The sequence below is a fragment of the Chitinophaga sp. MM2321 genome (assembly GCF_964033635.1).
Taxonomy (GTDB): Bacteria; Bacteroidota; Bacteroidia; order Chitinophagales; family Chitinophagaceae; genus Chitinophaga.
Window position 1 is genome coordinate 2130077 of the sequence record NZ_OZ035533.1, and the last position, 26863, is coordinate 2156939.

The following is a 26863-nucleotide window of genomic DNA, read 5'->3' on the forward strand; positions in this document are numbered from 1 at the left end:
GCACGTCCTGAAACCGGCATGCCGGCGGTATATTTGCCTATAGTATGAGAAAGGTAATTGTATCCATGAATGTAACGCTTGATGGCTTCATGGCAACATCAAACGGGGGGCTTGATTGGCATTTCCCACACTGGAGTGATGAGATGTCAAGATATGCGGATCAGCAGCTGAGCAGAATAGATACCGTTTTATTGGGACGGGTTACATATGAGGCGATGGCTGGTTATTATCAATCTGTAGAATCCAACTATGCCGCCACGGCGGAGGATGCTGCGTATGCCTTTATGATGAACAATTACAACAAAATTGTTTTCTCAAAAACACTCTCCACGGTTGATTGGAAAAATACAAGGCTGATCAGGGAAAATATAGCCGCAGAAGTGATGCAACTGAAGCAACAACCCGGCAGAGACCTGGTCATACTTGGTAGCGGCAGCATCGTAACTGTTTTTATGGAGCTGGGCTTAATTGATGAGTATCTGGTGTGGGTGTATCCCGTTATTTTAGGAGAGGGGATGCCTTTTCTCCATGGCCTGCATGATAAACTGGACCTGAAACTGTTAAAGACTAAAAGATTCAGATCGGGCGTTGTTGTGCTCTACTATCAGGCGCTTTACAGCTGTTCAAATAAATAATAGAGGGGTGATTCTTCCAGCACTTTACGGGTAGGGGCCGCATCCGTTTTCACCCATTTCACCAGGCGGATAAAGCCATCGGCTATTTCTATACCTGTGATATCGCCATCACTGAAACAGCAGCAGCCGGTATTGAAATAGGTGGGGTGTACCATTGTTTTTACCAGCTGTTTGCCGGCATATTCTGCCTGCCGTTTCTGCAATTCTGCCTCGAGTGCTTTCATCTGATCGGCGTCGCCTTTCTCTTTTGCTTTTATCAGTTGTTTGGTGAGGCGGTCGATATGATCGAGGGAGGCGAAAACAGGCTTATGCGTATGCCCGGAAATGAGCAGGGTGTTTTTATACTGGATGGTCCATTCATACATGATGATATTATGGGCATCTACAAGATCGAAGGAGTCGGCGGTAGTGTCCAGGTGAATATCAAACAGGCGCTGGATGGGGGTCCATATGGCGGCTACCACCCATTTGCTGAAAGCGTTTCCGTCGCTTCTCAGGTCACCCTGGTGGCCGTGTGCGAGAAATATCCGGAAATCGGCATCCTGGTATTTTGTTTGCAGGATCAGTCCTTCGTATATTTTGAGTTTTTTGCCGAAAATCGGTTTCAGGAACTGCTCCCGTGGTACGAGGTAGTGCCATTCCAGGTCGTGATTACCGAAGATCCGATAGTACCGGTCTTTTTGGAGGAACCGGGCTTCTTCCAGGAGGGAGGAACGGTTTTTCTCTATCACTTTCCCGGGTGTGCTTTCCCAGAGTTCTTCACAATCGCCGAGATTAATCAGGGTAAAGTCATTTTCATAATAATGGCCAAGGGCGGCCAGGTAGTTCTTTTCTGCGGGCATGAAATCATCTGCCGCATCTTTTGCACCTTTATGCTGATCGGAAAAAATAATGAAGCGGGCATTTTCCTGGTCACAGGACAAGATCAGCCCTTTATCTTCCTTGCCGTCGAGGATATCCTGCTGCAATTTTGATAAAGAGGTAAAAACCGTTTCCCTGTCAGGATTTGATGATATTTTATTGGATGCCCATATGATGAACCGGGCCAGTATTCTTTTGATTGAAGGCACGTAGTGTCAGATTAAAAAAAGACAGAAATGTTACAATAAATTGTATTTCCTGAAATCTATCAAAAAATTATTAATTTTCAGGAGAAGATTTTCTACGTTTTATTCATTTTAATGGTATGCTTATGGATTTTTTACAGACAATATATCATGAGCTGATCTCTTTTCTGGGGATCGGGCAGTTACTGGAGATGTATAAAACAGGTGATTATAGGGCGCTGCTTACGCTTAAAGGTATCTTTTCTGTAATTTCTCCTGTTGTTCCTTTTTTACTGCTGATAGAAGTAATCCGCGCTTTTATCTACAAAAGATTTAAGATAGAAGATTATAAAATTCCTTTTCTGATCTTTGTGCTTAATCGTTTTATCTCCAGGTTTATTTCTATTGCGGCTGTTGCTTTCTGTATCGGTTTCTTTGAAAAGTATGCGCCTATTAAAACCACTTTTACCTGGTATTGGTTTATCTATGGCTATGTGGTGTGGGAGTTCTCGCACTTCATTTATCATTACCTGGGGCATAAGGTGCGGTTGTTCTGGTGTCTGCATTCCACGCATCATGCGCCCAAGGCAATGAACCTGTCGGTTACCTATACGCATTTTTTCCTGGAGGCGCCCTATGCAGATGTGATCCGTACAACGATCTGTATCCTGGCGGGGATTAATCCACCGTTGTTATTCCTGATCATGTTTATTGATGGTACCTGGGGTGCTTTTATTCATGTAGGCGAGAATCTGATCAAAGACGGGCGGCTGGGTTTTCTGAACAGGATACTGCTGACACCCTCACATCACCGGGTGCATCATGCCAAGAATCCGCTTTATATGGATACTAATTTCTGTAACCTGCTCAATATATGGGATAAGGTATTCGGCACATTCCAATACGAGAAAAAGGAGCTGGAGATTGAGTATGGTATTTCGAGAGAGATGAATCCGGGTAACTTATGGGATGTATATTTCGGGGAGCTGTATTGTCTTGGCCGGGATATCATTCATGCACCCGGTATCACCAACAAGCTGTTGTACATTGTGATGCCGCCCGGATGGAGCCATACGGGCCAGCATAAAACAGCAAAAGTAGTGAAACAGGCTTATCTCGATGAAATGAAGGCCAGGGGAGAGGTCAGGCCTGTAGAAGAGCCGGTATCGTAAAATACATGCACTTTGTTCCCCGCGATGTATTATATTTGTTTTACACCAACGCTGAATATTATGTCTCTGCTAAACAACAACAAGAAAAACGGTAAAAAAGATAATAAGCAAGTAAAGAACAATATGCCAGGTGGCAACGCATTCATCAAACCCAATGTTGCACCCTCCTTTACCAAGAAACCGGTAAAGACAGGTGGTACAAGAGGAAGTTGATGAGCTGCGTGAAGGCCCCCGATTAAAAAGCCATGTTATCAAACGGTAACATGGCTTTTTACATACTGACGGGATTTGTTGTACAGGCACGGTTGTATCTGTAAATAATTATTCTGATATCATTAAATTGACCTACCTTCACTACGTAAGTAGCTCAGCTGACGTTCAATGGCAGCGGAATCACTACTTGAATCAACGGGAATTTTTTCCCGGTTTTTCCTTCACAAAGTTTAATATCTAACATAAAATACGTCATCATGAATCTTTATATTTCTAATCTGAGTTCATATACTACAGAGGAAGACCTGAGGAACCTGTTCTCTAAATTCGGCGCCATTGATTCCGTAAAAATCATCGTGGATAAATTTACTAACCAGTCACGTGGATTTGGTTTTATTGAAATGCCTTCCGATGCAGAAGCAAACGAAGCAATTCAGGGTTTGAATAACACAGAAGTACAGGGTAGATCACTGGGAGTAGCAGTTGCCAGACCCAAAGAGAATAACAATAATAACAGGAATAACAGGTGGTAAGATAGCGTTATCGTCATCTCACTTGTATTACCAGCATATTATAAATTGTCTTTCAGACTTTTTTAACGGCTTACATCATATACCATCCCATTTACTTGCGGGTGGTATTGATAATAATAGCCATCGTACTGTTGAACTACCCTCCAATCTTACAACTAAATAGTAAATTTGAACACAGTAAAAACAATTATCAAAGGAACAGGTTGTTTTATTCCATCCCTTGTGAAACTTAACCGCGATTTTGCCGCAGATAGTTTCTATGATGCTCATCAGGTACAAATTGCAACGGCGACGCTGGAAGTGATCGATAAATTCCAGCAGATCACAGGGATTAATGAACGCCGGTATGCAGATAATGATCAGAATGCCTCTGGTATGGCTGCCATTGCTGCTTCCCGTGCTATCACAGATGCAGGTATTGACCCGGAAACGATAGATCAGATCATTGTAGCGCATAATTTTGGAGATGTTGGTGTAAGTTCTATCCAGTCCGATGCCGTTCCATCTTTGGCTTCCCGCGTAAAACATACGTTGGGAATCAGGAACGTTTCCTGTGTAGCCTACGATATTTTATTCGGTTGCCCCGGTTGGTTGCAGGGCGTTATACAGGCAGATGCATTCATAAAAGCAGGCATCGCCAAACGTTGTCTCGTAATAGGTACAGAAACCCTCAGTCGCGTAATAGATAGCTACGACCGTGACAGCATGATCTTCAGCGATGGCGCCGGCGCCGTGATCATTGAAGCAAGCAACGACCCCGCCGGCAACGCAGGTATTCTATCCAGCGCAGCACAGTCCTTCGCGATGGACGAAGCCAACTACATCAACATGGGTAGTTCCTATTTGCCCAACGCCGATGAGCAGGTGAAATACATCAAAATGCAGGGACGGAAAGTATATGAGTTCGCATTGAAACATGTACCCACAGCCATTAAAACATGCATCGATGCTATTGGCATGGACATCACCCAGGTGAAGAAAATATTCATTCACCAGGCTAATGAGAAACTGGATGAGGCCATTGTAAAAGCCTTGTATAAACTATATAACATTACACCGGTATTGAGCGAGGTAATGCCCATGAACATTCACGCACTGGGCAACAGCTCTGTGGCAACTATCCCTACCTTGTTTGACATGGTACGCAAAGGTGCTTTCCCGGAGCATAAGCTGGACGCAGGAGATGTAGTGGTATTTGCTTCCGTAGGCGCCGGTATGAATATCAACGCTGTTTGTTACAGGATGTAATCATCATAAAGTAAGTTCCCATTAAATTCTGAGCCGCCTTCGTGCGGCTTTTTTCTGTCTTGTTACGGCCATCTGATCTGCTCATAATAAAGAAAACTGCAACTGTTTTTGTAAGCGCATTTATTGCATTTTTGTATCCTTAAATATTGCACACATGAATATCCGGTTTTTCCAGGTAGACGCCTTTACCAACAAACCCTTCAAAGGCAACCCGGCAGGCGTTTGCATCATGGACGCTCCCGCAGATGATCAGACACTACAGGCCATTGCTGCCGAAAACAATATCGCGGAAACAGCTTTCCTTTTCAAACAACCGGATGGATACCGCCTGCGGTGGTTTACACCCAAAGTAGAAATGCCGCTATGCGGTCATGCTACCCTCGCCAGCGCACATGTACTGTGGACCACCGGACTGGCTCCTGCGGAAGAAGTCATTCAATTCCATACCCTGAGCGGGTTGCTGACAGCCGCCAGGAAAGATAACCGTATAGAACTGGATTTCCCGGCACGCAGCCATGAGCCGGTAGCTTTACCTACCGCATTAAGACAGCTTTTCGGAGATAATTATGCGGATGTTGTGTTTTCCCACGACCGCTATATTGTAGAGTTGCACTCACCGGAAGATGTGATCAACTTTGTTCCCGATTTTCATTTGCTGGAGAAATATTTATGTGTCATCACCAGCAAGGGTAACAACGGCTATCCATACGATTTTGTATCCAGGTATTTTGCTGTTCCGGTGGGTGTAAATGAGGACCCCGTAACGGGTTCGGCACATTGCAGCCTGGCGACTTACTGGGCGGAAAGATTGCATAAAAAAACCTTTCATGCCTACCAGGCTTCGGCCAGGGGCGGGGAGCTGAAAGTGATCTTACAGAATGATCGTGTATTGTTGCAGGGAGAGGCGGTGACGGTGGTAGCAGGTACATTCTACATCTGAAAACTATTTTCCGATCACCCAATAGCCGATAGCCAACCAGATCAGCCCTTTGATCAGGAAGAACAGAAAGCCCCAGACACCCAGCTTCTTCAGCCATTTGAGGAGTTGTTGTTTTTTGTTACCGGTACTCATAACATTGTAAAATTACAGGAAATATCAATTGATTTTCAAAAACCAGGGAAGCATTCTTTAAACAGGTAGACTATAAAAATCTATTATAGTATCTTGTTTTTAATAAACCACGCAGATATGCACTTTCGTGAAGCTACCATTGATGATATTCCCGGCCTCTTTAAAGTTCGCTTTGCAGTGAAGGAAAATCGCCTGAATAACCCTGACCTGGCCACCAGGGAAGATTGTGAACGTTATCTGACTACAGATGGGAAGGGATGGGTATGTGAGGCCGCCGGCAATATTGTAGGCTTTGCCATAATAGATGCTATGCGAAATAATATATGGGCTTTATTTGTTGATCCCGGTTATGAAGCACAAGGTATTGGCAAGCAATTACAAACCCTGATGCTGGACTGGCATTTCAGTGAATCGGATGATATGTTGTGGCTGGGAACCAGCGCCAATACAAGAGCTGAGCGGTTCTATGCACTCACCGGCTGGATGAAGACGGGCATGCTGGACACCGGCGAAGTAAAATTTATTATAACCCGTAACCGCTGGCTGCAAGTGAGTGGATTGAGCTGAGTGTTTGCCCTGTACAAAAGGTATCCATGTTGTAAAGTCTGAAACGCTAATGATTTAATGTGTATTTTTGCGCTCTTTTAGCAATTATTCATAAAGATGCGCATAGCTGTTAGTTATAGTAAGATCCTTATATTCCTGTCCTTAGGCGTATGCAGCCGTGCAACGGCGCAACAACGCACAGATAGTTCTCTTGCCACACACAACCTGGATGAAGTAATTGTGCAGGAAAACAGGCTGGCGGCACCGTTAAAGGCCCTCAACCGTAATATTACCATCATCAGCCGTAAACAGATAGAAGGAATGGCGGTAACCTCCATCAATGAGGTGCTGGCATTTGTTCCGGGCCTGGATGTGCGGCAGCGCGGCCCTGGCGGTATCCAGGCGGATATCGGCATTGATGGCGGTACTTTTGACCAGACCCTCGTGCTGTTGAACGGGATCAAAATCACAGACCCGCAAACAGGCCACAATATCATGAATCTCCCCATTTCATTGTCGGATGTGGACCATATAGAAGTGCTGCGTGGTGCAGCCGCCCGTGTATACGGCATTAATGCCCTCAACGGTGCTATCAATATCATTACCCGCAAAGCGTCGGAAAGTGGTATTGAACTAAGTGGCAGCGGAGGCAGCAGCTTTAAGAAAAATGAGAAAGGGAAAGCGTATGGAGCTTATGCACTTGGCGCCACCGGCTCCCTGGTGACGGGTAGTACCAACCAAACACTGTCGCTTGGTCTTAATGAAGGCAATGGTTACCGCTATAATACCGCCTATAATAATTACCGCGCATTTTACCAGGGTGCATTCGAGAAGGATAGTGCGCAGCGTTATAATGTACTGGCAGGCTTTGTGAAAAATACTTACGGCGCCAACGGATTTTATGCTGCACCCGGTGATAAGGAATCGGAAGAAACGGTGCAGACCTTCCTCGCCGCTGTGAGCAACACTATCCGGATCAACCGTAAATGGGTGATGACACCGCGTATCAGCTATCGTTATACAGAAGATGATTACCTGTATATTAAACAAAACAAGCCCGGCAACCTGCACGATAACCACATCGTGGACGCAGAGCTGAACAACAGCTTTGAAACAGGCATCGGCTCTTTTGGCGCCGGTGTAGAGGGACGCTATGAATACATCAACAGTAACAACCTGGGTATTCACGATAGAACCAACCTGGGCCTCTATGGAGAATATAAAACAAAAGCAGATAAGCGGTTTAGTTTTACGGTAGGTGGGTATCTCAACTACAACTCTTTCTATGGCTGGCAATTCTTTCCCGGTGCAGATGTAGGATTCAATATCACGCCGGAGCTGAAGGTATTTGCCAATGTGGGTACTGCACAACGTTTGCCTACCTATACAGACCTCTATTATAAAAGTGCCGCCATCATCGGCAACGATAAACTGGGCCCTGAGAAAGCCACCTTCATGGAAGTGGGCGTACGCAAATACAGTGGTAAATTCTCTTATGCAGGGAGTGTCTTTTACAGACAGGTAGCAGATTTTATTGATTATGTAAAAGATAGTCTTAATCAGCCCTGGCAGCCGCAGAATTTTCAGCGGGCGGATACCAAAGGATTTACGCTCAGCACAGGCTACAGCACTACCTTGCAGGAACATGGGGTATTTAATGCGGTGGCTGTTAATGCAGGCTACAATTATTTGTCGCCTTCCTTCAAAGGAGATGATGGTATCAATAAAAAGATTTCCCGTTACGTGATTGAAAGCCTGCGTCACCAGGTTACAGCCAATGTACGTGCTACGGTGTGGCAACATTTTAGTGTATCCGCTGCTGCACGGTATTGCATGCGGATCAACTACAAGGATTATACAGTAGTGGATGCGCGCATAGCCTACAAGCAACCCCGTTACCAGTTATATGTTGATGCCAATAATTTACTGGATGTTACCTACATAGAAGCCGGGGCAGTACCTATGCCGGGCAGATGGATAACATTGGGCGGAACCGTCCGGTTATAAATGAAAGAGATAAAATCGTAGCTGCGTTTACGTTAGTGGGAAGAAGTAGATTGGCATTCCTGGGAGCGCCTGCGCTCCCAGGAATGCCACAATCCTGCTATCTTTCATTATTATGAGCTAAATTTGCGGTTTAAATAACCTGATTTGAGTAATTCTGTTTTTTTAATAACGCCGCCATTTACACAGCTGAACACGCCGTACCCGGCCACTGCTTATCTGAAGGGATTTCTGAACACAAAAGGCATCACCTCCTTTCAGGCCGATCTGGGTATAGAAGTAACGCTGGCTTTATTTTCAAAACAGGGTTTACAGCAATTGTTTGCACATATAGCAGCAGCACCGCCGGCAGCATTGACAGAAAATGCAGCCCGGATCATCGCACTACAGGACGATTACGTGCATACCATAGACGCCGTCATTTTATTTCTACAGGGCAAAAACCCTACACTGGCGCATCAGGTATGCAAACGTGATTTCCTGCCGGAAGCATCCCGCTTCGGACAACTGGATGACCTCATCTGGGCTTTTGGTTCCATGGGCACACAGGACAAGGCCAAACACCTGGCTACAATGTACCTCGAAGACCTGTCTGATCTCATCACGGAATGTGTGGATGCCCACTTCGGTTTCAGCCGCTACGCAGAACGCCTCAGCCGCTCTGCCAACAGTTTCGACGAACTGTATGAAGCCCTTCAGCAGGGACTTACTTATGTAGACAATATTCTCACAGCTATTCTTGCTGCCCGTATGGCTGCTGTACAACCCGCTATGGTGGCTATTTCTGTGCCGTTTCCGGGCAACCTGTACGCTGCCTTCCGTTGTGGACAATGGATCAAAAAACATTACCCGGCTGTGAAAGTGGCAATGGGCGGCGGCTTCCCGAATACAGAACTGCGCTCCCTTTCCGATCCGCGGGTGTTTGAATTTGTTGATTTTATTACGTTGGATGATGGAGAAGCACCGGTAGAAAACCTGGTACAGTTCATCGAAGGAAAAAAGACCACCGCAGCACTTAAACGCACGTTCCTGTTGGAAGATGGGAAAGTAACATATATCAATGATAAGTCCTGTAATGACTACAAACAAGGACAGGTAGGCACACCGGACTACAGCGACCTTCTGCTGGACAAATACATCTCCGCCATTGAAGTGGTGAATCCCATGCACAGCCTCTGGAGCGACGGGCGCTGGAACAAGCTCACCATGGCGCATGGCTGCTATTGGGGTAAATGTACTTTCTGTGATATTTCACTGGACTATATAAAGATCTATGAACCGTTAACAGCAGCATTGCTTTGCGACCGGATGGAAACCATCATCGCACAAACCGGTCAGAATGGTTTTCACTTTGTGGATGAAGCCGCGCCACCCGCACTGATGCGGGCGATGGCGCTGGAAATCATCCGCCGCAAGCTCACTGTTAGCTGGTGGACGAATATCCGCTTTGAAAAGAGCTTCACCCGCGACCTGTGCCTGCTGTTGAAAGCTTCCGGCTGTATTGCTGTTTCCGGCGGCCTGGAGGTGGCTTCTGACCGCCTGCTGGGGCTTATACAGAAAGGGATCACGGTGGCCCAGGTGGCCCGTGTAAACCGCCATTTCACAGAAGCCGGTATCATGGTGCATGCTTACCTCATGTATGGCTTCCCTACGCAAACAGCACAGGAAACTATTGACTCGCTGGAAATGGTGCGGCAGATGTTCCAGGCGGGCATCCTTCAGTCCGCATTCTGGCACCAGTTTACCATGACGGCCCACAGCCCTGTGGGGCTCGAACCGGAGAAGTTCAACGTACAAAAGGAATCAACCGCCACGGGCAGCTTTGCCAATAATGATATTATGCATGTGGACCCCACCGGTGCGGATCATGAAACCTTCAGCTATGGTCTGAAAAAATCGTTGCTGAACTATATGCATGGCGCTTGTTTTGACTATCCGTTGTCTAAATGGTTTGAGTTTAAAGTGCCAAAGACCAGCATTCATCCGGACTATATTGCCACGGCATTACTGGAAGAAGAAGTGGGTACCATAAAACCAACTTCCAAGGTCGTGTACCTCGGCAAACAGCCAGTAGTGGAAACGATTACCAAATCCAAGAAAGGAAGCACCTGGGAAGTGTCGTCCTTTACTTTTCAGAATAAAAAAGAGAAAGTCAATATCAGTGTACCACCACCACAAGGTTTGTGGCTGGTGCAGATGCTGCAACAACTGGCTGTTACCAATCCCAAAACGTATACGCTACAGGAAGTGAAGGACAGTTATGAATCTGCCGGTTTGGAAGATTTCGAACTGTTCTGGGATAATAAGCCGGTGAATGCTTTGTACAGGTCAGGATTGCTGAAACTGTAATTTATAGCTACGAGTTGATAACATTTTTATGCGCCTCGTTTTTGTTGCGCAGATCCAGTCCCCCTTCCAGGAAAGATTTCAGGTTAGCCAGGTAAAAGGTCCAGCCATTGGAGCAGCCCAGGTGATAACTGGCCCTGGACGCATCATCGGTAGGAATGGCCTCCTGTACGAGGTCTATTACCGTTTCACCTGATTCGCTGCTGATGTTGATATTTACAATACCAGCTTTGCCAAAAGAAAAACGCAGATAGTCGTGCCCGTTAGCTACTAGAATTTCACCCCGTTCCGGTACATCATCTGCATAGCCGTACCAATGCCAGGTATAGTGATCTCCCTTTTGAATTTTACTGTTATTGTTTACGGGTTCACCTGCGTTGCTGGTAAATACAGCTTCGCGCAGGAACCAGCTTTCCAATGCAGCAGGGGAGGTCCAGGCATCATATACCTGTTGAATGCTGCTTTTAACAGGTATCCGGACGTTGAACCGGCTCCAATCATAATTTCCCATAGAGAAGTGTTTTATCCGGAGAGATATTTCCAGCTCCTTTTCAGTCTGCTGCTGTTTCAATATAATCATCCAGGATGGTTATTATTTGCTGATTTATACCCCGAATTTAAAACATTTTTATAACGCGGTCTTTTCCCATTTTCCTGCGGATCAGATACGGGGATTTTCCCGTATCTGGTATGATAAAAAAGATGAATATTTGTTTACACTAAATAAAAAATCATGAGCGACAAAATGATGGTCACAGGTTACACTGCTGACAATCAGGGGTATCTGGAAGATACTACGGAGCCCCTTGACTACCACATGCCCTTTACCAGTGAAAACACTACTTTTGGGATGCCGGTTACGGTGAAAGCCTATTTCGGCATGCTGCTTAATTTTTACAAATTGTTATCAGAAAACCCGGATGCCCAAAAGGTTTTTCAGGATGTGCATTCTGTGGAATTCAGTAAAGCGTCTCTTTTCCGGCTGCTCAGTCAGCAGGGATGTGAGTATATCCGTTTTTATTTTGCTGTGCCGGAAGTTGATCAGAAGCTGAGCCTGCTGGCAGAGGGATTGGATATAGACCGTAACCAGATCGGGTATGCCCAGCTGATGGCAAAAGCACAGGCCAATGATATGGTGCATGACTCCACCAACCCGCTGATTGAAGAAAGAGGGAACGGGGGAGGAAAGAAGCCACCATTGACGGCTCTTTTAGCCAGCCTGCAGGAAAGCGGCTACACACAGGACAATATTTCATTAACCAATATATTGGCTTTTTTAAACGATACTTCCAGGTAATGGACGGATGGATATACGGATACTATGTACTGCTGGTGATTTGTTTCGCCATTAGTTTGTTCTACCTGCAACATGAGCAGGTAAGGTTACTGGCGATACTGTTAGGTATATCTATTGTAACGGAAATTATTGTTGAGCTGATAGGTAAAGATGAAGCCCAACCCCGCTTTTTTATTGTCTACCATTTTTTTGTGGTGCTGGAATATAGTTTGATAACAATTATTTTAAGATCAGGAATCACGGATACCCGTTTAAAGTTATTAATGGAGATCTCTATTTATGTATTCGGATGTATTTCTCTTGCGCATAGCTTTATTTTTGGTGGCTGGCATTATTTCCCCGGAATTAATATCACCATAGAAAGTTTCCTGGTCATTTGCTGGTGCCTTTTATCCTTTTTTTCGATTACCCCGAATAGTGAAGCGTCTATATTCCGGCACCCTGGTTTTTGGTTGACCCTGGCTTTTTTCTTTTATTTCGCAGGCTCTATGTGTGTGAATGGTTTTTATAATCTGCTATTGGCCAGCGACCTCAAATCAGCCAGGCGACTTTTTGTAATTTTAAACTCGTTTTCCAATTACCTGTTGTATATTATGCTGATAAAAGGCATTGTATGCTTCCGGTCACCCAGGATCTGTTCGTAGCTGTAATTCTTATCACCCTCCTTTTTACCATTATGGGATTGGTGGTTGTGATGGCCATTATCAATTACAAGAAAAAACAACAGGCATATCTTCATCAGCTCAAATTAATGAAAGAGGAGTATGATAAACAACTGATGTGGTCACAGATAGAAATGCAGGAAGAAGCCTTTACCCACCTGGGACAGGAATTGCACGATGACATCGGACAGTTGTTAAGCAGTACAAAATTACTGATCAATGTAACCCAGCGTAGCCTGCCGGAAGTACCGGAGCCGCTGCGTACCGCCGAGGAAACCCTGAGTACCGCTATTCATCATCTGCGGGCACTCTCTAAGTCCTTTAGCCGTCAATGGCTGGATCAGTTCAGCCTGATAGATAACCTGAAAGGAGAGGTGGAACGTATTAACGCCAGCCGCGCCATACAGGTGAAGTTTACCCATGAACTGGCCGTATTGCCGTTGCAGGCGGAACCGCAGATCATCCTGTTCCGTATCATCCAGGAGGCCATACAGAATTGTCTTAAACACGCCAGGCCACAGGTAATAGATATCAGTATGCGCATCGTTGAAAAGGTGTTGCTGCTGATCATTGCTGACGACGGGGCGGGTTTCGACAAAGCAGGCATGTCTGCCACCGGGATGGGGATCCGTAACATGCAGCACCGCACCAACCTGCTGGGCGGCACTATCCGCTGGGAAGTAACCACTGCAGGAGGTACCGCCGTGCTGATACAATTACCCGTTGAATAAATCTTTTATGAATATTAATATAGCCATAGCAGACGATCACCAGCTATTCCTCAAATCACTCAGTCTCCTGATCAGCAGTTTCAACGGCTTCCACATTGTAGCAGAAGCCATCAACGGAAAAGAACTGCTGGATAAAATAGCGGGCCTGTCTGTTCCTCCGGACATCGTACTGCTGGATGTAAACATGCCGGTAATGGACGGTGCGAAGGCTACCGCCGCTTTACAAAAAGCGTATCCTGATATGAAGCTGGCCGCCCTTTCCATGAAAGATAATGATGCTACCATCATTACGATGCTGAAAGCTGGTTGCTGTGCCTATCTTCTGAAAGATATCCATCCCGTGGAACTGGAAAAGGCATTGCTGGAAATACATAAAAACGGCGTCTATTACAACGATGCCTCCAACGTAAATTACCGCCGCCTGTTGCTGCAATCGGAACAGAAAGAAACCATCACAGGAAGAGAAAAGGAATTTCTCAGCTTCGCGTGCAGTGATCTTACCTATAAGGCCATCGCGCAAAAAATGAATGTATCTGAAAGAACGGTAGATGGCTACCGGGAAACCCTCTTTCACAAGCTGAATGTACAAAGCCGTACCGGCATGGTACTGGAAGCATTGCGCAGACAACTGGTATCACTGTAAACCATTCTCTCAGGCTCCTCGCTGGTCAGTTTTTGTACCGGATAATTTTTTGAAAAAAAGGAATGACTGCTTATCTTTGCCTTCCCTGACACAATATCAGTTGCCCAGATGGCGAAATTGGTAGACGCACTGTGTTCAGGTCGCAGCGCCGGCAACGGTGTGCTGGTTCGAATCCAGTTCTGGGCACCTTACTGGCCAAACGGTTTAAACACTGTTTGGCCAGTTTTATTTTGGGGGGGGGTAGAACCTGCTTCCGGTGTATATACTTTCTGTCCCAAAAAGAGCATTCACCTTAAATCCCGGGATACACTACGGATAGTTGTTAAATAACAACAATAAGTTGCGTAATTACAACTAAGAGTGCTTGTGTTTTTGCTGATTCTGGAGATGAATCTGAATATCTTTGGTGTCAAAATAGTACGTATGTTAAATACCAGAATGATCGGCAATAAAATTGCCGAAGCACGAAAGAAAATAAATATTTCTCAAGCCCAGCTTGCTCAGCGTTTATTCATCAGTGCCCAGGCAGTTGGAAAGTGGGAGCGGGGAGAATCAATGCCAGACATCACTACTTTTAACCGTCTCGCGGAAATGCTGGGTGTTGATCTTAACTATTTTTCAGAAAGCTTCCCATCTGAGGTTGCTGAGGAGGTAGCCGTTGAGCCTGAACAGCCATCCGGAAAGCAGCAGAAAAAGCGTAGCTGGGATATGTCGGGCGAGAGCTGGGTGGACGCCGATTTTTCCGGGGTGGAAAATCTGCATGAAAAATTGAGCTCCTCCAATATCCAGCGTTGCAGGTTTATCGGTTCAGATTTGTCTGGACTTCTTCTGAAAAGCAATAATGTTGAAGGCTGTGATTTTTCAGGTTCCAATATCAGCAGCAGCCATATTCAGAGGTCTTACTTAGAGGATAATGTGTTTAAGAACTGTTCCCTGAATGAAGCTGCATTTTCAGGGAGCTATATCAAAGGCTGCGATTTCACTGGCGCCAATTTTACCGGAGTGGAATTTAAATCCGGCGCCTTCCTGAATAGTACAGTTGCAAATGCAGTGTGGAACCGGACCTCTTTTATTACTACACAGATTGACAATATCGTTTTCGAGGGTAGATTGGAGGACTGTTCTTTTGAAAACTGCGCCTTTGATATGGTGACATTCCGGCAGGCAACGCTTATTAACACTTTCTTTAAAAACAAGCGTTTGAAATGGGTCCGGTTTATTGACTGTCAGGCAGATCGGATGACCTACGAGTTCCTGAAAAAAAACGGGAAAGTAGATTTAACAGGTATCACGTTGCTGACATCATAGAAAAGGGAAGTATTGGGTCGAAAAACCGGATGCTTTAAGCCGGGCGGATCGACAGTTAATACCGTTAGTGGCAACAATTATCCCCTTGTTGAACAGGCGGACATTTTACCGTCCCATAGCTGCAATATACGCAACAGTCGCCGGTCTTGGGTTTAAGCCGCTGATGACAGTTTTCGCAGGTATAAAAGTATTGACAAGCATCAGTAGGCATCATTTCTTCCTTTTTATATCCACAGTAAGGGCAGGTAAAAGTTGATTGAAGAATGGTTTTGTGGTTTGATATAAAACAACCCCAAAACGGATAATATTTTAGTTTCATATTAGTTGCTTTATAATGATTTATCAAATCTGATCCGTATTTCCCTCAGCAAAATAGAACATATCATCAATTAATTTTATTGAAATCCTGAAGAATTTCATATCTATTACCTTTGTATACTAAATGATGTGCAAATGGAACAGAACAAGGACCATTGGGAAAATGTTTATAATACAAAATCTTCATCAGAAGTAAGCTGGACACAGGAAGTGCCACGAACTTCTCTCGATATAATTCTTTCCTGTAATGTTCCGAAAACAGCCCGCATTATTGATATTGGCAGTGGTGACAGCAAGCTCGTTGACTTTCTGTTGGAAGCAGGCTTTACGAACATTACAGTGTTAGATATTTCGACCAAAGCATTGGAACGGGCAAAACTAAGATTAGGAGAAAAAGCAGCCCTGGTAAAGTGGCTGGTGCAGGATGTTATATAGTGAAGAAACATTGGCTGGTCAGCTAAGTAATGGCTTTGAGAAGCTAAAGTGTATCACCGAAAATCATATAACTCCCTTTAAGACAATACAACATTTCTTATGCTGTTCCTTTAAAAGGATCTGATAGTTCCATGAGCATAATCCGGTAAAGTAACCGGACTTAATTTTGACTACCATCCTGCTTGCAATAAGAAATGATCAAGGACTGAATATGACATAAAATACCTTATTCAGTCCTTGATCATTAGCGTATAAATAAGGTTTAATTTGTTTATTATTTGTATATTCCGCGAAGGCTTAGATCTATAAATATTAAATAGTTAATTATTTTTGTCTTTTAGCGGTGTATGCGGAAGTTTATCCTTTTACTATTTTTATCTATTCATCTGTTCGAAATTGCAGGTTATGCTCAATCCTATGGATTACGCTTTTCTAGTCATGAAGTTGTGCAGGAAAGGCGGACATCGCTAAACCTCACGCCATCAGGACCCTTGTGTTTCAGGAAGGATGCAGCCATTTCATTTGATCTGAACTTCGTGCCATATAAGGAAACTTACTTCGGATATGTGCTGAGATTGATCACTGCCAATAATGAGAACATTGACCTTGTTTATAATCAGAAGGAACGAACCTTTAATTTCCTGATAGGAGAAAGTTACTCCAGGAGCTTTGCCGTTGATTCGGTGGCGTTGTTTGGGAGTTGGATCAACTTCACCATCCGCTTTGATCTGCAACATAACGAGATCTCCATCCTTGTAAATAATAAATTCATTGGTAAGGGCCCCGTTAAATCCGGGACGCCGCTATGTACCAGGATCTTTTTTGGTACCAACACGTTTGAAGGATTTCAAACGGTGGACATACCACCTATGAATCTGAAAAATATAGTCATAAAGGAAGATAATGTTATCAGGTACCATTGGCCATTGTCGGGAGATACGGGCAATACAGCCATCGATAAAGTAGAAGGAAAGAAGGCTGAGATCAGGAATGCCAACTGGATAGGACCCAAACACCAGAACTAGCGGCTGCTGCACACCTGGCAGATAAAAGGCTTGCCCAGTGTGGCCTTTGATAAAAATGAAGAGGTGCTGTACATTGTGTCGCAGGACTCGCTGTATGATTTACGCTTTAAGAACGAGCAACTGGAGGGAACCCGGTTATCACAAAAACTGGATACACTGCTGCCCGGTAACCAGTCTGTCTTTAATCCTTTTAACAACAAACTCTATAATTTTTACATCGACCATAAAAAAGTGGGCGCCTATGATACCATTGGTAAAAAATGGGAGATGAATTATACACCGGACATACTCACGGTGTACTGGCAGGCCAATAAATTTATTTCATCAACAGATGATGCTTTGTATATCATGTGTGGTTATGGGCAGATGACCTATAAGAACACCGTACAGCGATATTCTTTTACCAGTAAGACATGGGACTCCGTTCCAGTCAAGGGAGCACGGCTGACGCCCAGGTATCTGTCGGCGTTGGGAACGTCACCAACAGGAGATACGGCGTATATCCTTGGGGGTTATGGCAGCAACAGTGGTAACCAGGTCGTAAACCCAAGACACTATTATGACCTGGTATCCTACGATGTAAAAGACCATTCTTTCAATAAAATTTACCAGTTACCGGAACCTGCTGCACAATTCTGTTTTGCCAACAGCCTGGTAATTGACCCGGTGGCAAAGGAATATTATGCCCTGATCTTCCCGGATGACAAGTTTAATTCCTCTCTTCAGTTGATCCAGGGCTCCCTGCTGAAACCAACGTATCAGCCGGTGGCCAATACCATCCCTTATTCTTTTCATGATATCAAATCCTTCGCCGACCTGTATTACTGCGAAACAAGTAAAAAGCTGGTGGCAGTTACGCTCTATACTTCCAAGGAAAATGTGACAGCCGTAAATGTATATGTCCTGGAATTCCCTCCTAATCCAATAATAGCAGCCACTTCGGGGCTAAGCTGGTTTTCTTCCTGGTATTACCTGTTGCTGATCCCCGTGGGAGCAGTAGGGTTGTTCCTGTTTTATAAACGCCGCAGACGGGCATCACAAGCCTTGATCGCACCTGCTTCGCAGTCGCCCGTGGCGCCGCTGGTATCGCCCGAAGTAATACCTGCAACACCGCCTGTTGCCGTAACGATAGCCGAACCGGTAGCAAAAAAAGGCAACATCTTTTTCTTTGGCCCTTTTGAGGTGCAAGACAAAGAAGGACAGGATATTACGAAGTACTTCACTCCGCTGCTCAAAGAATTGTTCCTGTTGTTAGCTATTTATACCGTACGATCCGGAAGGGGCATTTCCTCTGAAAGACTATACGCTACCCTTTGGCGTGACAAGTCTAACAAGGAAGCACAGAACAACCGTTCTGTGAATATGGTGAAACTCAAAGCCATCCTCGACAAACTGGGCACCTGTGCTTTTGTGAAGGAGGCCGACCGCTGGAGTTTACAATACAATACCGAAGATATCCGGATGGATCTGGCTGATTTTCAAGTACTGCTGCAAATGCCCCGGCCATTGCAGGAACAGCCGGTACGTGACCTGCTGGGGATCATCCATCGTGGTTCATTCCTGCCCGATGCCAATTATACCTGGCTGGAAGATTTCCAGTCGGAGATCTCCAACCTGGCCCTCAATATCTTATCAGAGGCTGCTGTGCAGTTCAGATCCGATCCTGAATTCTTAATTGAGATCGCAGACAGTATCTTCCTTTTCGATCCCGTGAATGAAGAGGCGCTCCACCTGAAATGCAGCAACCTGATTTTGCTGGGTCGGCATTCTCTCGCTAAAACTGCCTTCAACAAATTTGCCAAGGAGTACCAGCATATGTATGGAGAAGATTTCCCGCATGTGTTTAATGATTACTCGGGGGATAAGTAATGTGGTGACCCAATCCCGATAAATTCTTTATTAATTCCTTTATTAATCTCCCGGTTAGTGCATTATTAGTGCTGTTGTTAAGGCTGCACGGATAAATTGCATTGAAATGAATAGGACTCAGAGATTCCACGATCTTGGCACTCAGGCCGTTTTATTACAAAAAAGAAGCATGCTGGTGTTTAAAACCATCAGCATGCTTTTACCTTTTTTACTGATAGTTGGAATAGAGTTAATATTGAGGGCTTTTAACTATGGCTATGACCTTCGGCTGTTTATCACCTCTCCACAGGATAAAAACTATTATGTACTGAACCCGGATGCTTCCCGGAGATATTTTTCCAACCAACAGATCGCCACTACCGGCAATAGTGAAATATTTAAGAAGATAAAAGATAAAAACACCCTCCGGGTTTTTGTATTGGGAGAATCTACTACAATTGGTTACCCCTATTTTCATAATGGCTCTTTTCACCGTTGCTTGCAGTATCGTTTAATGCATACCTGTCCGGATAAGGAACTGGAGATCATCAACCTGTCATTGACGGCGGTAAATTCCTATACGGTGGCGGGATTTGCGAAAGAGCTGGTACACTACCAGCCTGATGCCGTGCTTATTTATACAGGGCATAACGAGTATTATGGTTGCCTGGGCGCCGGTAGCACAGACAAAATTGCCGGTAATCCTTTTATCATCCACACGATCTTAAAACTGCGGGAGTTCAGGTTAACACAACTGTTTGCAAATGTATTGGATAAGATAACTTCTCCGGGGCGTGCTGCCGGCCCGGAAAGCGGTAAGGCACGGATGGAACTGATGGTGGCGGAACAGCAGATTCCTTATGGATCTGTGCTGTATGAAAGGGGGATCAGGCAGTTCAGCACCAATATGGACCAAACGTTACAATTGCTGAATGGGGCCCACGTGCCTGTTTTCATCAGCAATCTGGTATCCAGCGAGAAGGACCTGTTTCCTTTTATCAGCATGCCGGTAGATAGTGTGTCATATCCCGGTTTCGCGGCTGCATATACCCGGGCTGAGCAGTTGCTGCAAAGAGGGGACAGCCTGGCGGCGCTGAGTGGTTTTTTGGCTGCCAATAATATTTATGGAGCACATGCTGGTTGTAATTATTACCTCGGTTTGCTGAAAATGCATCAGGGGGATAATACCGCTGCAAAAGTATATTTCAGCAAAGCCCGCGACCTGGATGCCCTGCGTTTCCGGGCGCCCTCAAAGCTGAATGAAATCATCCTGCAACTATGCCGTAAATATAAAAATACACACCTGGTAGATGCTCATGCCGCATTTGAAGCCGCCACCAGCAGTCATATTATTGGGAAGGAGCTGGTGCTGGAACATGTACACCCTAACCTGAAAGGGTATGCGTTGTTGTCGGATGTATTTTATAATGCGATGAAACAACAAGGCATTTTTACGGTGCAGCCGGAAAATGAGATGAGCTTTGCGCAACTGCAGCAAGCCATGCCGATAACAGTGGTTGATTCGCTGGCAGGCGCCTACAAAATTGCCAACCTCAAAAGAAGCTGGCCTTTTAATACGGGGCATGCCACAGATACTACGCTGATTGCTACACCCGAAGAGCAACTTGCCTATGAAGTGGCATTCAGACATACTTCCTGGGCCACTGCCATGCAACAGCTGTACGACAGCTATAACAGGAGCGGTCAACTGGCGGCAGCCAGAACAGTAGTAGAGGCGCTGGCACTGGAACATCCCACAGACCCCGGTTATTATGAGCAGGCCGCCAACTACTTTGGTAAACTAAATGACTTTGACAATGCGCTGGTATATTTTAAAAAAGCGTTTGCACTAGCTCCTTCCTTTGATAATGCAAGGAATCTTTTTGTGCTTTGTTTGAAACTGGATCGTAGCAAAGCTGCGTTGCCCTACCTGGATTATGCCATCGCGCATAATGAGCAACAGCTTGACTTACAGCCTGTAAAAACATACCTGCTCCAGGTGCTGCAACTCCAGGAGGAGGCTGCCAGGCAACCCCTGAACGTAACTGTGCTGAATCAGATCGCTGCTAAATATTACCGCATGGGAAATAAGGATGGAGCCGCATTGTATGTAGAAAAAGTACTGCACACCGCACCTGCCGACAAGGACGCATTATTATTACAAAGCCAGTTAAAAAAAATATAGATCATGAAGATAGTATTTGGCCGGGTGAGCCGTCAGCAATGTGTGGAGTTTGGCCAGGTGGCCGTGCTGGTAGTTATAGTAGCCGTTTTATACTACAGGAACTTTCATTTTGTGACCACTGCCCTGATCTGTATGGCGATCACTATGATATTACCACGCCTGTGGTTTCCATTAGCCTGGATTTGGTTTGGATTATCAAAGATATTAGGGGAGATAAATATACGTGTATTATTGACACTTATTTTTATGGTGGTAGTATTACCGGTAGGATTATGGCATAAACTGCGCGGGAAAGATAGTTTGCAGCTGCGGCAGTTTAAGCGGGGAAGGGAATCCGTGATGGTGAAACGGGAGCATGTATATACGAAAGAAGACCTGCTCCATACATTTTAAAACGATCATAATTCATACGACATGGAATTTCTGCGAGAGCTGTTTTACTTTTTAAGGACCCGTAAAAAATTCTGGCTGCTTCCATTAATTATTATGTTGCTGCTGCTGGCATCCTTGGTGGCCTTAACCAGTGTGTCGGCGCTGGCGCCTTTCATTTACACTTTATTTTAACGCGATTGAAGATTATCATTCTTGGCATATCCGCCTTTTACCATGATAGTGCAGCGGCGCTGATAATAGACGGAAAGATAGTGGCTGCGGCCCAGGAGGAACGTTTTACGCGGATAAAGCATGATTCGTCTTTCCCCGTGAATGCCATCACTTATGTGTTGCAGGAAGCGGGTATCCATTTTAATGAACTCACTGCAGCAGCCTTTTATGATAAACCACTGCTGAAATTTGAAAGACTACTGGAAACCTATCATGCCTTTGCGCCCCGCAGCTGGCGCAGTTTCCTGACGGCTATACCGGTATGGATGAAAGATAAGGTGTTCATGAAAAAACTGTTGCGTAAAGCATTCCGTCAACTCGGAGGCGATGACAGGTTACCACTTTATTTTCCCGAACATCATTTATCACATGCTGCCAGCGCATTTTATCCTTCACCGTTTCAGGAAGCCGCTATCCTCACCGTAGATGGTGTAGGAGAGTGGGCAACCACTACCATTGCCCATGGGAAAGGGAATGAAGTGAAAATTCTGCGGGAGCTTCGGTTCCCCCATTCGCCGGGTTTGCTGTACGCCGCCTTTACTTATTACCTGGGGTTTAAAGTAAACAGCGGGGAATATAAATTAATGGGACTGGCTCCTTATGGGCAGCCCGATGCCGCACAAACGTTGTTATTCAGGGAAAAGATCATTACAACGCTGGTGGATATACGAAGTGATGGCTCCCTGTTACTGAACATGGACTATTTTGATTTTGCCACGGGGCTCCGTATGACAGCCGATCATAAATGGGAAGCCTTGTTTGGCTTGCCCCGCCACATGCCGGAGTCGGCCCTCACGCAGGATCATATGAACCTGGCACTGGCCATACAGCAGGTAACGGAAGAAATAGTTGTTGCGCTGGCGCGTACCGCAAAGGAAATTACACAAAGTAGTCACCTGGTCATGGCAGGCGGGGTGGCATTAAATTGTGTGGCCAACAGTAAAATTGCAGCTACAGGAATCTTTGAAGATATCTGGATACAGCCGGCGGCTGGTGATGCCGGTGGTGCATTAGGTGCTGCCTACGCCGCTTTTTATATCGGCATGCAACAGGCGAGAGAAATAGTACCGGGAGAAGATGCTATGCAGGGAGCATTCCTCGGACCTGCCTATAGCGAAACGGATATTAGGAAGATGATCAGCAGATATGATGCAGTGGGAGAAAAGATCACGGACTTTAATGCTCTGACGACTTTGATAAGTGATCACCTGGCCAATGGAAAAGTAGTGGGCTGGTTCCAGGACCGGATGGAGTTTGGACCCCGCGCACTGGGTAACCGGAGTATCCTGGCTGATCCCAGGAATACCGGTATGCAGCAACTCATCAATCTTAAAATAAAATTCCGGGAAGGATTCCGGCCTTTTGCACCGGCAGTTTTAGAGGAAGATGCAACCCTTTATTTTCAGACGGCTGCACCATCTCCCTATATGTTATTTATAGCTGCACTTAAAACAACACAGCGAAAATCCGAAGCAGCCGGTGAAGGGGAACAAGATATCTATCAACGGCTACACCAGGTGCGTTCAACGGTACCCGCTATTACACACGTGGATTATTCCGCCCGTTTACAAACCGTCAATAATACACTTCATCCGAAGCTATATCAGCTTATTAATAATTTTAAAAAACTTACAGGTTGCAGTATGCTGATCAATACCTCTTTTAATGTAAGAGGAGAACCTATTGTTTGTACACCACAGGATGCTTACCTCGCTTTCATGCGTACAGAGATGGATTATCTCGTAATAGGTAATTACCTATTTGATCGCAGCCATCAGCAGGTTTTATCTCCTGATCTACTCACTTCTTTTGAAGCAGACTAATAAATGAAGGGCCGTTATGCAACATTATTTAAAAAAAACTCAACACTAATGCCGCAGTTAGTTCATAATTAGGTCTGTTGTTAGGCCTGTCGTGCTTACTTGCAGGGTATTATTTTATCAATCGAAACATCGTTCGCGTTATGAAAAGATTATTATTGCTGATGTTCCTCGCATCTGGCCTGCTTCAGGCCTATGCCCAAACGCAGTTGACAAAAGGTAAAGTACTGGACGATTCCGGTAACCCATTACCCGGCGCTACTGTGAGAATAAAAGGTACTAACCTTTCAAGTCCTACTGATGCTCAGGGTGCATTTCAAATTGCAACCGGTGAGCAGGCTTCCCCGGTATTGATCATTTCTTACATCGGTTATCTGACACAGGAGATACCGGTCAATGGAAGTGCACCATTATCTGTTCAGATGAAACCTGATGCCAGGTCATTGAACGATGTGGTAGTAGTGGGTTATGGTACCCAGAAAAAAAGGGATGTAACTGGCGCTACCAGTTCACTGAAAGCCGTAGACATTGCCAAGCGTCCATTGGTAAGAGTTGAACAGGCGTTACAGGGTACTACTTCCGGCGTAACAGTTCAAAGTAACAGCGGTCAGCCCGGGAAAGGTTTGAGCGTGAGGATCAGGGGCGCCAGTTCTGTAAGTGGCGGCAATGATCCGTTGTATGTTATTGACGGCTATATCGGTGGAAACATTGAGTCGGTGAGTCCTTCGGATATCGAGTCTATGGAGATCCTGAAAGATGCTTCTGCTACCGCTATCTATGGTTCCAGGGCTTCTAACGGTGTAGTGCTCATTACTACAAAAACAGGTAGATCAGGGAAGCCAAGGGTTGACTTCAGTACCTGGTTGAGCAGAGCCAGCATCCCCAAGAAGCTGAGCTTACTGAACGCCTATGATTTTGCCGTACAGGCAAACAAAGCTTCCTTCTATAAAGATTCTACCGGCGCACCGGCATTCACGGATCAGGAAGTAAAAGATCTTCTTGGAAAACAAGGGACTGACTGGCAGGATGAAGTCACACAAAAAGCATGGGTACAGAATTACCAGTTGAGCGTATCCGGTGGATCTGAAAGCGTAAAGTATTTCTTCTCCTTTAACCACCTGGATCAACCTGGTATATTAATTAACCAGTGGTATAAGAGAAATACACTGAGAGCAAATGTTGATGCAAAATTAAATGACCGGTTAAACCTGAAAGTAAACATCACGGCGGTATTGCCACAAAGCCATAATACCGGTTATAGCGGAGATATTACCGATCCTTTTGCACAGGCATACCAGTGGGATCCAACCTCTCCGGTAAAGGATGAGAATGGCAATTATATTCCCCGTTCCACCAGAGGTTCCAACCAGTTCAACCCGGTAGCCAATGCCATGAATCAGGCGGTGGATGTAAATACCACCAATGTTACTGCCACGGGTGTGGTAACCTATCGCATCCTCGATCACCTGATCTTTACTTCCAATAACAGTTACGAGTTACAGTCACAGTTAACACAATCCGTGTTTCCCAAACAAACCAACGTGGGAGATGCAGGTGGCGATTATGCACAGGCAGAAACCAACAGGTACAGGAGCTGGCAGAACAGTAACTTCCTGACCTATAACAACCGGTTCGGAGATCATGGATTAACAGTGACCGCACTGTTTGAACAGGCTTCCAAAACCAATACCAACGCAAAAGTGCAGGCTAAAAATTTATCTACCTATAACAATGGTTATTATAACCTGGGCCTGGGTGGTACACAGCTTACTACAGGCGGTTATTGGGCTGATGCACTTATCTCTTATATGGGCAGGGTGAATTATTCCTATAAAGATAAATACCTGCTTACTGCTTCTGTGCGTACAGATGGATCTTCTCATCTTACCCAGAAATATTCCACCTTCCCTGCGGTAGCATTAGGCTGGGTAGTGGATAAAGAAAATTTCATGGAAGGCTCAAAGGTGATCACTGGTCTGAAGATCCGTGCCAGTTACGGTCAAACAGGTAACCAGGCAGTACCTGCTTATGCTACTATTGCACAGATTACCAGCGGTGGTCCTGCTTATTATTTTGATGGTAACACACCCAGTGTATCCACCCCGTTGGGAACACCGGTAACACAAACCTTGCAATGGGAAAAAAATACGACCTATGATGCAGGAGTAGATATTGAATTTTTCCGCGGCCGTTTAACATTCACGGCTGATGCGTATAACAGGCAGATTACCGATCTGCTCTACAATAAGCCGAACCCTGGATATTATGGTGGTGGCAACTTCCAGAAAAACCTGGGTAGCCTGGAAAACAAGGGCCTTGAATTTAGTGTAGGTGGTACACCCGTGTATGGAAACAAGTTTAAATGGACCAGTAATTTTAATATCTCTTTCAACAGGAACAAAGTGTTAAACCTCGGTGATATTGATAATGTGATTGTAAACAATATCGGATCTGCCCAAACAGGTGCTGCTATTCTGAAAGTAGGCCAGCCACTGGGCTCTTTCTTTGGTTACAAATTCCTCGGTACCTGGAAAACTGCACAGGCAGCAGATGCTGCATTGTATGGTCAGAAACCGGGTGATGCCAGGTATGAAGATGTAGATAACAGCCACTCCTATAATACCGCAGATCTGCAGGTGGTTGGTAATGGTAATCCTAAGTTTGGTTTTGGGTTTACCAATGATTTCTCCTATGGCAACTTCAGTATGAATGTAATGTTCCAGGGTACACATGGTAATCAGATCTATTCCTTTACTACCCCTTATACGTTGGGTGGTTTGGGTGATGCCCGCCATGCTACTTCTACGGATGTCCTGAAAATGTGGACACCGGAAAATCAGACAGATGTTCCTGTTTATTACAGTACCAACTTCCTGACCAGCAGCCGTTGGGTATATGATGCCAGTTATATAAAGCTGAAGAATATTTCGCTGACTTACACCTTCCCTGAAAATTTATTGGGCAGGGCAAGAATTCACAGTCTTGATATTTATGTGAGCGCACAGAATATATGGACTATTACAGATTATCCTGGTTATGATCCGGAAGTAACCAATGCTACCAATGCTATTACGCAGGGGCTGGAAACCGGTACCATTCCGAATCCTAAAACATATACTGTTGGTTTAAGACTTGGTTTATAGTTGATATTGAAAAGCACAGGTTTCTATTTT

The 26863-nt window shown here is 45.1% G+C and carries 26 protein-coding genes and 1 tRNA gene; 23 read left to right on the forward strand and 4 right to left on the reverse strand.

The features are described from left to right. Positions 1-44: 44 nt before the first annotated feature. Positions 45-635: a dihydrofolate reductase family protein gene (locus ABQ275_RS08260; protein WP_349317811.1), complete on the forward strand. Its 591-nt coding sequence runs from the start codon at positions 45-47 to the stop codon at positions 633-635. Here the strand turns inward: ABQ275_RS08260 and ABQ275_RS08265 are convergent. Further along, entirely contained in the window at positions 614-1705 is a 1092-nt protein-coding gene (locus ABQ275_RS08265; RefSeq protein ID WP_349317812.1) for a metallophosphoesterase, read from the reverse strand. The genes ABQ275_RS08260 and ABQ275_RS08265 overlap by 22 nt on opposite strands. 122 nt (positions 1706-1827) lie before the next feature. Between ABQ275_RS08265 and ABQ275_RS08270 the strand changes: the two genes are divergently transcribed. From ABQ275_RS08270 to ABQ275_RS08290, 5 genes are all read left to right on the forward strand, one after another. Then, complete coding sequence (locus tag ABQ275_RS08270; RefSeq protein WP_349317813.1) at positions 1828-2853, forward strand: sterol desaturase family protein; 1026 nt, start codon at positions 1828-1830, stop codon at positions 2851-2853. A 60-nt stretch (positions 2854-2913) separates the two neighbouring features. Beyond that, positions 2914-3066 (forward strand): hypothetical protein, encoded by a 153-nt coding sequence (locus ABQ275_RS08275; RefSeq protein WP_349317814.1) that lies wholly within the window; start codon positions 2914-2916, stop codon positions 3064-3066. A gap of 257 nt (positions 3067-3323) precedes the next feature. Then, positions 3324-3599, forward strand: a complete 276-nt coding sequence (locus tag ABQ275_RS08280; RefSeq protein ID WP_349317815.1) for an RNA-binding protein — start codon at positions 3324-3326, stop codon at positions 3597-3599. 168 nt (positions 3600-3767) lie between these two features. Then, positions 3768-4847 (forward strand): ketoacyl-ACP synthase III, encoded by a 1080-nt coding sequence (locus ABQ275_RS08285; protein ID WP_349317816.1) that lies wholly within the window; start codon positions 3768-3770, stop codon positions 4845-4847. A 154-nt stretch (positions 4848-5001) separates the two neighbouring features. Next, positions 5002-5787 carry a PhzF family phenazine biosynthesis protein gene (locus ABQ275_RS08290; protein WP_349317817.1) on the forward strand — a complete coding sequence of 262 codons (786 nt, stop codon included), beginning with the start codon at positions 5002-5004 and terminating at the stop codon, positions 5785-5787. A gap of 3 nt (positions 5788-5790) precedes the next feature. On the opposite strand, the gene ABQ275_RS08295 is transcribed toward ABQ275_RS08290, so the two are convergent. Then, the gene (locus ABQ275_RS08295) at positions 5791-5919 is read right to left on the reverse strand and encodes an alanyl-tRNA synthetase (protein ID WP_349317818.1); all 129 of its coding nucleotides are present in this window, start codon (positions 5917-5919) and stop codon (positions 5791-5793) included. Between the two features lie 117 nt (positions 5920-6036). Here ABQ275_RS08295 and ABQ275_RS08300 point away from each other — a divergent pair, with 117 nt between their 5' ends. From ABQ275_RS08300 to ABQ275_RS08310, 3 genes are all read left to right on the forward strand, one after another. After that, entirely contained in the window at positions 6037-6486 is a 450-nt protein-coding gene (locus ABQ275_RS08300; RefSeq protein WP_349317819.1) for a GNAT family N-acetyltransferase, read from the forward strand. A 96-nt stretch (positions 6487-6582) separates the two neighbouring features. Further along, complete coding sequence (locus tag ABQ275_RS08305) at positions 6583-8472, forward strand: TonB-dependent receptor domain-containing protein (protein ID WP_349317820.1); 1890 nt, start codon at positions 6583-6585, stop codon at positions 8470-8472. 144 nt (positions 8473-8616) lie between these two features. Continuing rightward, positions 8617-10818, forward strand: coding sequence for a B12-binding domain-containing radical SAM protein (locus ABQ275_RS08310; protein WP_349317821.1), 2202 nt, complete (start codon positions 8617-8619; stop codon positions 10816-10818). A gap of 7 nt (positions 10819-10825) precedes the next feature. On the opposite strand, the gene ABQ275_RS08315 is transcribed toward ABQ275_RS08310, so the two are convergent. After that, entirely contained in the window at positions 10826-11395 is a 570-nt protein-coding gene (locus ABQ275_RS08315; RefSeq protein WP_349317822.1) for an SRPBCC domain-containing protein, read from the reverse strand. Between the two features lie 153 nt (positions 11396-11548). On the opposite strand from ABQ275_RS08315, the gene ABQ275_RS08320 reads away from it, so the two are divergent. The 6 genes from ABQ275_RS08320 (at position 11549) to ABQ275_RS08345 (ending at position 15456) form a co-directional block, all read left to right on the forward strand. Continuing rightward, a complete protein-coding gene (locus tag ABQ275_RS08320) occupies positions 11549-12112 on the forward strand; it encodes a hypothetical protein (protein WP_349317823.1) in 564 nt (187 codons plus the stop codon). After that, a complete protein-coding gene (locus ABQ275_RS08325; RefSeq protein ID WP_349317824.1) occupies positions 12112-12756 on the forward strand; it encodes a hypothetical protein in 645 nt (214 codons plus the stop codon). Before ABQ275_RS08320 ends, ABQ275_RS08325 begins: the two co-directional genes overlap by 1 nt. After that, a complete protein-coding gene (locus ABQ275_RS08330) occupies positions 12726-13505 on the forward strand; it encodes an ATP-binding protein (RefSeq protein ID WP_349317825.1) in 780 nt (259 codons plus the stop codon). The genes ABQ275_RS08325 and ABQ275_RS08330 overlap by 31 nt, the downstream gene beginning before the upstream one ends. 7 nt (positions 13506-13512) lie before the next feature. Beyond that, a complete protein-coding gene (locus tag ABQ275_RS08335; protein WP_349317826.1) occupies positions 13513-14148 on the forward strand; it encodes a response regulator transcription factor in 636 nt (211 codons plus the stop codon). A gap of 102 nt (positions 14149-14250) precedes the next feature. Beyond that, positions 14251-14334: transfer RNA gene (locus tag ABQ275_RS08340), tRNA-Leu, on the forward strand. Between the two features lie 237 nt (positions 14335-14571). Further along, on the forward strand, positions 14572-15456 hold the full coding sequence (locus tag ABQ275_RS08345; protein WP_349317827.1) for a pentapeptide repeat-containing protein: 885 nt from the start codon (positions 14572-14574) through the stop codon (positions 15454-15456). Between the two features lie 64 nt (positions 15457-15520). On the opposite strand, the gene ABQ275_RS08350 is transcribed toward ABQ275_RS08345, so the two are convergent. Next, positions 15521-15670, reverse strand: a complete 150-nt coding sequence (locus ABQ275_RS08350) for a GDCCVxC domain-containing (seleno)protein (RefSeq protein WP_349317828.1) — start codon at positions 15668-15670, stop codon at positions 15521-15523. A 239-nt stretch (positions 15671-15909) separates the two neighbouring features. Here ABQ275_RS08350 and ABQ275_RS08355 point away from each other — a divergent pair, with 239 nt between their 5' ends. The 8 genes from ABQ275_RS08355 (at position 15910) to ABQ275_RS08390 (ending at position 26833) form a co-directional block, all read left to right on the forward strand. Next, a complete protein-coding gene (locus tag ABQ275_RS08355) occupies positions 15910-16209 on the forward strand; it encodes a class I SAM-dependent methyltransferase (protein WP_349317829.1) in 300 nt (99 codons plus the stop codon). A 347-nt stretch (positions 16210-16556) separates the two neighbouring features. Continuing rightward, positions 16557-17234: a hypothetical protein gene (locus ABQ275_RS08360; protein ID WP_349317830.1), complete on the forward strand. Its 678-nt coding sequence runs from the start codon at positions 16557-16559 to the stop codon at positions 17232-17234. A gap of 39 nt (positions 17235-17273) precedes the next feature. Continuing rightward, positions 17274-19103, forward strand: a complete 1830-nt coding sequence (locus tag ABQ275_RS08365) for a hypothetical protein (RefSeq protein ID WP_349317831.1) — start codon at positions 17274-17276, stop codon at positions 19101-19103. Between the two features lie 106 nt (positions 19104-19209). Next, positions 19210-21267 (forward strand): hypothetical protein, encoded by a 2058-nt coding sequence (locus ABQ275_RS08370; RefSeq protein ID WP_349317832.1) that lies wholly within the window; start codon positions 19210-19212, stop codon positions 21265-21267. A gap of 3 nt (positions 21268-21270) precedes the next feature. After that, a complete protein-coding gene (locus ABQ275_RS08375) occupies positions 21271-21660 on the forward strand; it encodes a hypothetical protein (RefSeq protein ID WP_349317833.1) in 390 nt (129 codons plus the stop codon). A 21-nt stretch (positions 21661-21681) separates the two neighbouring features. Beyond that, positions 21682-21831, forward strand: coding sequence for a DUF5989 family protein (locus ABQ275_RS08380; protein ID WP_349317834.1), 150 nt, complete (start codon positions 21682-21684; stop codon positions 21829-21831). A 5-nt stretch (positions 21832-21836) separates the two neighbouring features. Then, positions 21837-23693, forward strand: a complete 1857-nt coding sequence (locus ABQ275_RS08385; RefSeq protein ID WP_349317835.1) for a carbamoyltransferase — start codon at positions 21837-21839, stop codon at positions 23691-23693. A 140-nt stretch (positions 23694-23833) separates the two neighbouring features. After that, the gene (locus ABQ275_RS08390; RefSeq protein ID WP_349317836.1) at positions 23834-26833 is read left to right on the forward strand and encodes a TonB-dependent receptor; all 3000 of its coding nucleotides are present in this window, start codon (positions 23834-23836) and stop codon (positions 26831-26833) included. Positions 26834-26863: the final 30 nt, after the last annotated feature.

Coding starts and splice junctions, on each gene's coding strand:
- ABQ275_RS08260 (WP_349317811.1), top strand. CDS start 45: ATGAGAAAGGTAATTGTATCCATGAATGTAACGCTTGATGGCTTCATG.
- ABQ275_RS08270 (WP_349317813.1), top strand. CDS start 1,828: ATGGATTTTTTACAGACAATATATCATGAGCTGATCTCTTTTCTGGGG.
- ABQ275_RS08275 (WP_349317814.1), top strand. CDS start 2,914: ATGTCTCTGCTAAACAACAACAAGAAAAACGGTAAAAAAGATAATAAG.
- ABQ275_RS08280 (WP_349317815.1), top strand. CDS start 3,324: ATGAATCTTTATATTTCTAATCTGAGTTCATATACTACAGAGGAAGAC.
- ABQ275_RS08290 (WP_349317817.1), top strand. CDS start 5,002: ATGAATATCCGGTTTTTCCAGGTAGACGCCTTTACCAACAAACCCTTC.
- ABQ275_RS08295 (WP_349317818.1), bottom strand. CDS start 5,919: ATGAGTACCGGTAACAAAAAACAACAACTCCTCAAATGGCTGAAGAAG.
- ABQ275_RS08300 (WP_349317819.1), top strand. CDS start 6,037: ATGCACTTTCGTGAAGCTACCATTGATGATATTCCCGGCCTCTTTAAA.
- ABQ275_RS08305 (WP_349317820.1), top strand. CDS start 6,583: ATGCGCATAGCTGTTAGTTATAGTAAGATCCTTATATTCCTGTCCTTA.
- ABQ275_RS08315 (WP_349317822.1), bottom strand. CDS start 11,395: ATGATTATATTGAAACAGCAGCAGACTGAAAAGGAGCTGGAAATATCT.
- ABQ275_RS08320 (WP_349317823.1), top strand. CDS start 11,549: ATGAGCGACAAAATGATGGTCACAGGTTACACTGCTGACAATCAGGGG.
- ABQ275_RS08325 (WP_349317824.1), top strand. CDS start 12,112: ATGGACGGATGGATATACGGATACTATGTACTGCTGGTGATTTGTTTC.
- ABQ275_RS08330 (WP_349317825.1), top strand. CDS start 12,726: ATGCTTCCGGTCACCCAGGATCTGTTCGTAGCTGTAATTCTTATCACC.
- ABQ275_RS08335 (WP_349317826.1), top strand. CDS start 13,513: ATGAATATTAATATAGCCATAGCAGACGATCACCAGCTATTCCTCAAA.
- ABQ275_RS08345 (WP_349317827.1), top strand. CDS start 14,572: ATGTTAAATACCAGAATGATCGGCAATAAAATTGCCGAAGCACGAAAG.
- ABQ275_RS08350 (WP_349317828.1), bottom strand. CDS start 15,670: ATGATGCCTACTGATGCTTGTCAATACTTTTATACCTGCGAAAACTGT.
- ABQ275_RS08355 (WP_349317829.1), top strand. CDS start 15,910: ATGGAACAGAACAAGGACCATTGGGAAAATGTTTATAATACAAAATCT.
- ABQ275_RS08360 (WP_349317830.1), top strand. CDS start 16,557: ATGCGGAAGTTTATCCTTTTACTATTTTTATCTATTCATCTGTTCGAA.
- ABQ275_RS08370 (WP_349317832.1), top strand. CDS start 19,210: ATGAATAGGACTCAGAGATTCCACGATCTTGGCACTCAGGCCGTTTTA.
- ABQ275_RS08375 (WP_349317833.1), top strand. CDS start 21,271: ATGAAGATAGTATTTGGCCGGGTGAGCCGTCAGCAATGTGTGGAGTTT.
- ABQ275_RS08380 (WP_349317834.1), top strand. CDS start 21,682: ATGGAATTTCTGCGAGAGCTGTTTTACTTTTTAAGGACCCGTAAAAAA.
- ABQ275_RS08390 (WP_349317836.1), top strand. CDS start 23,834: ATGAAAAGATTATTATTGCTGATGTTCCTCGCATCTGGCCTGCTTCAG.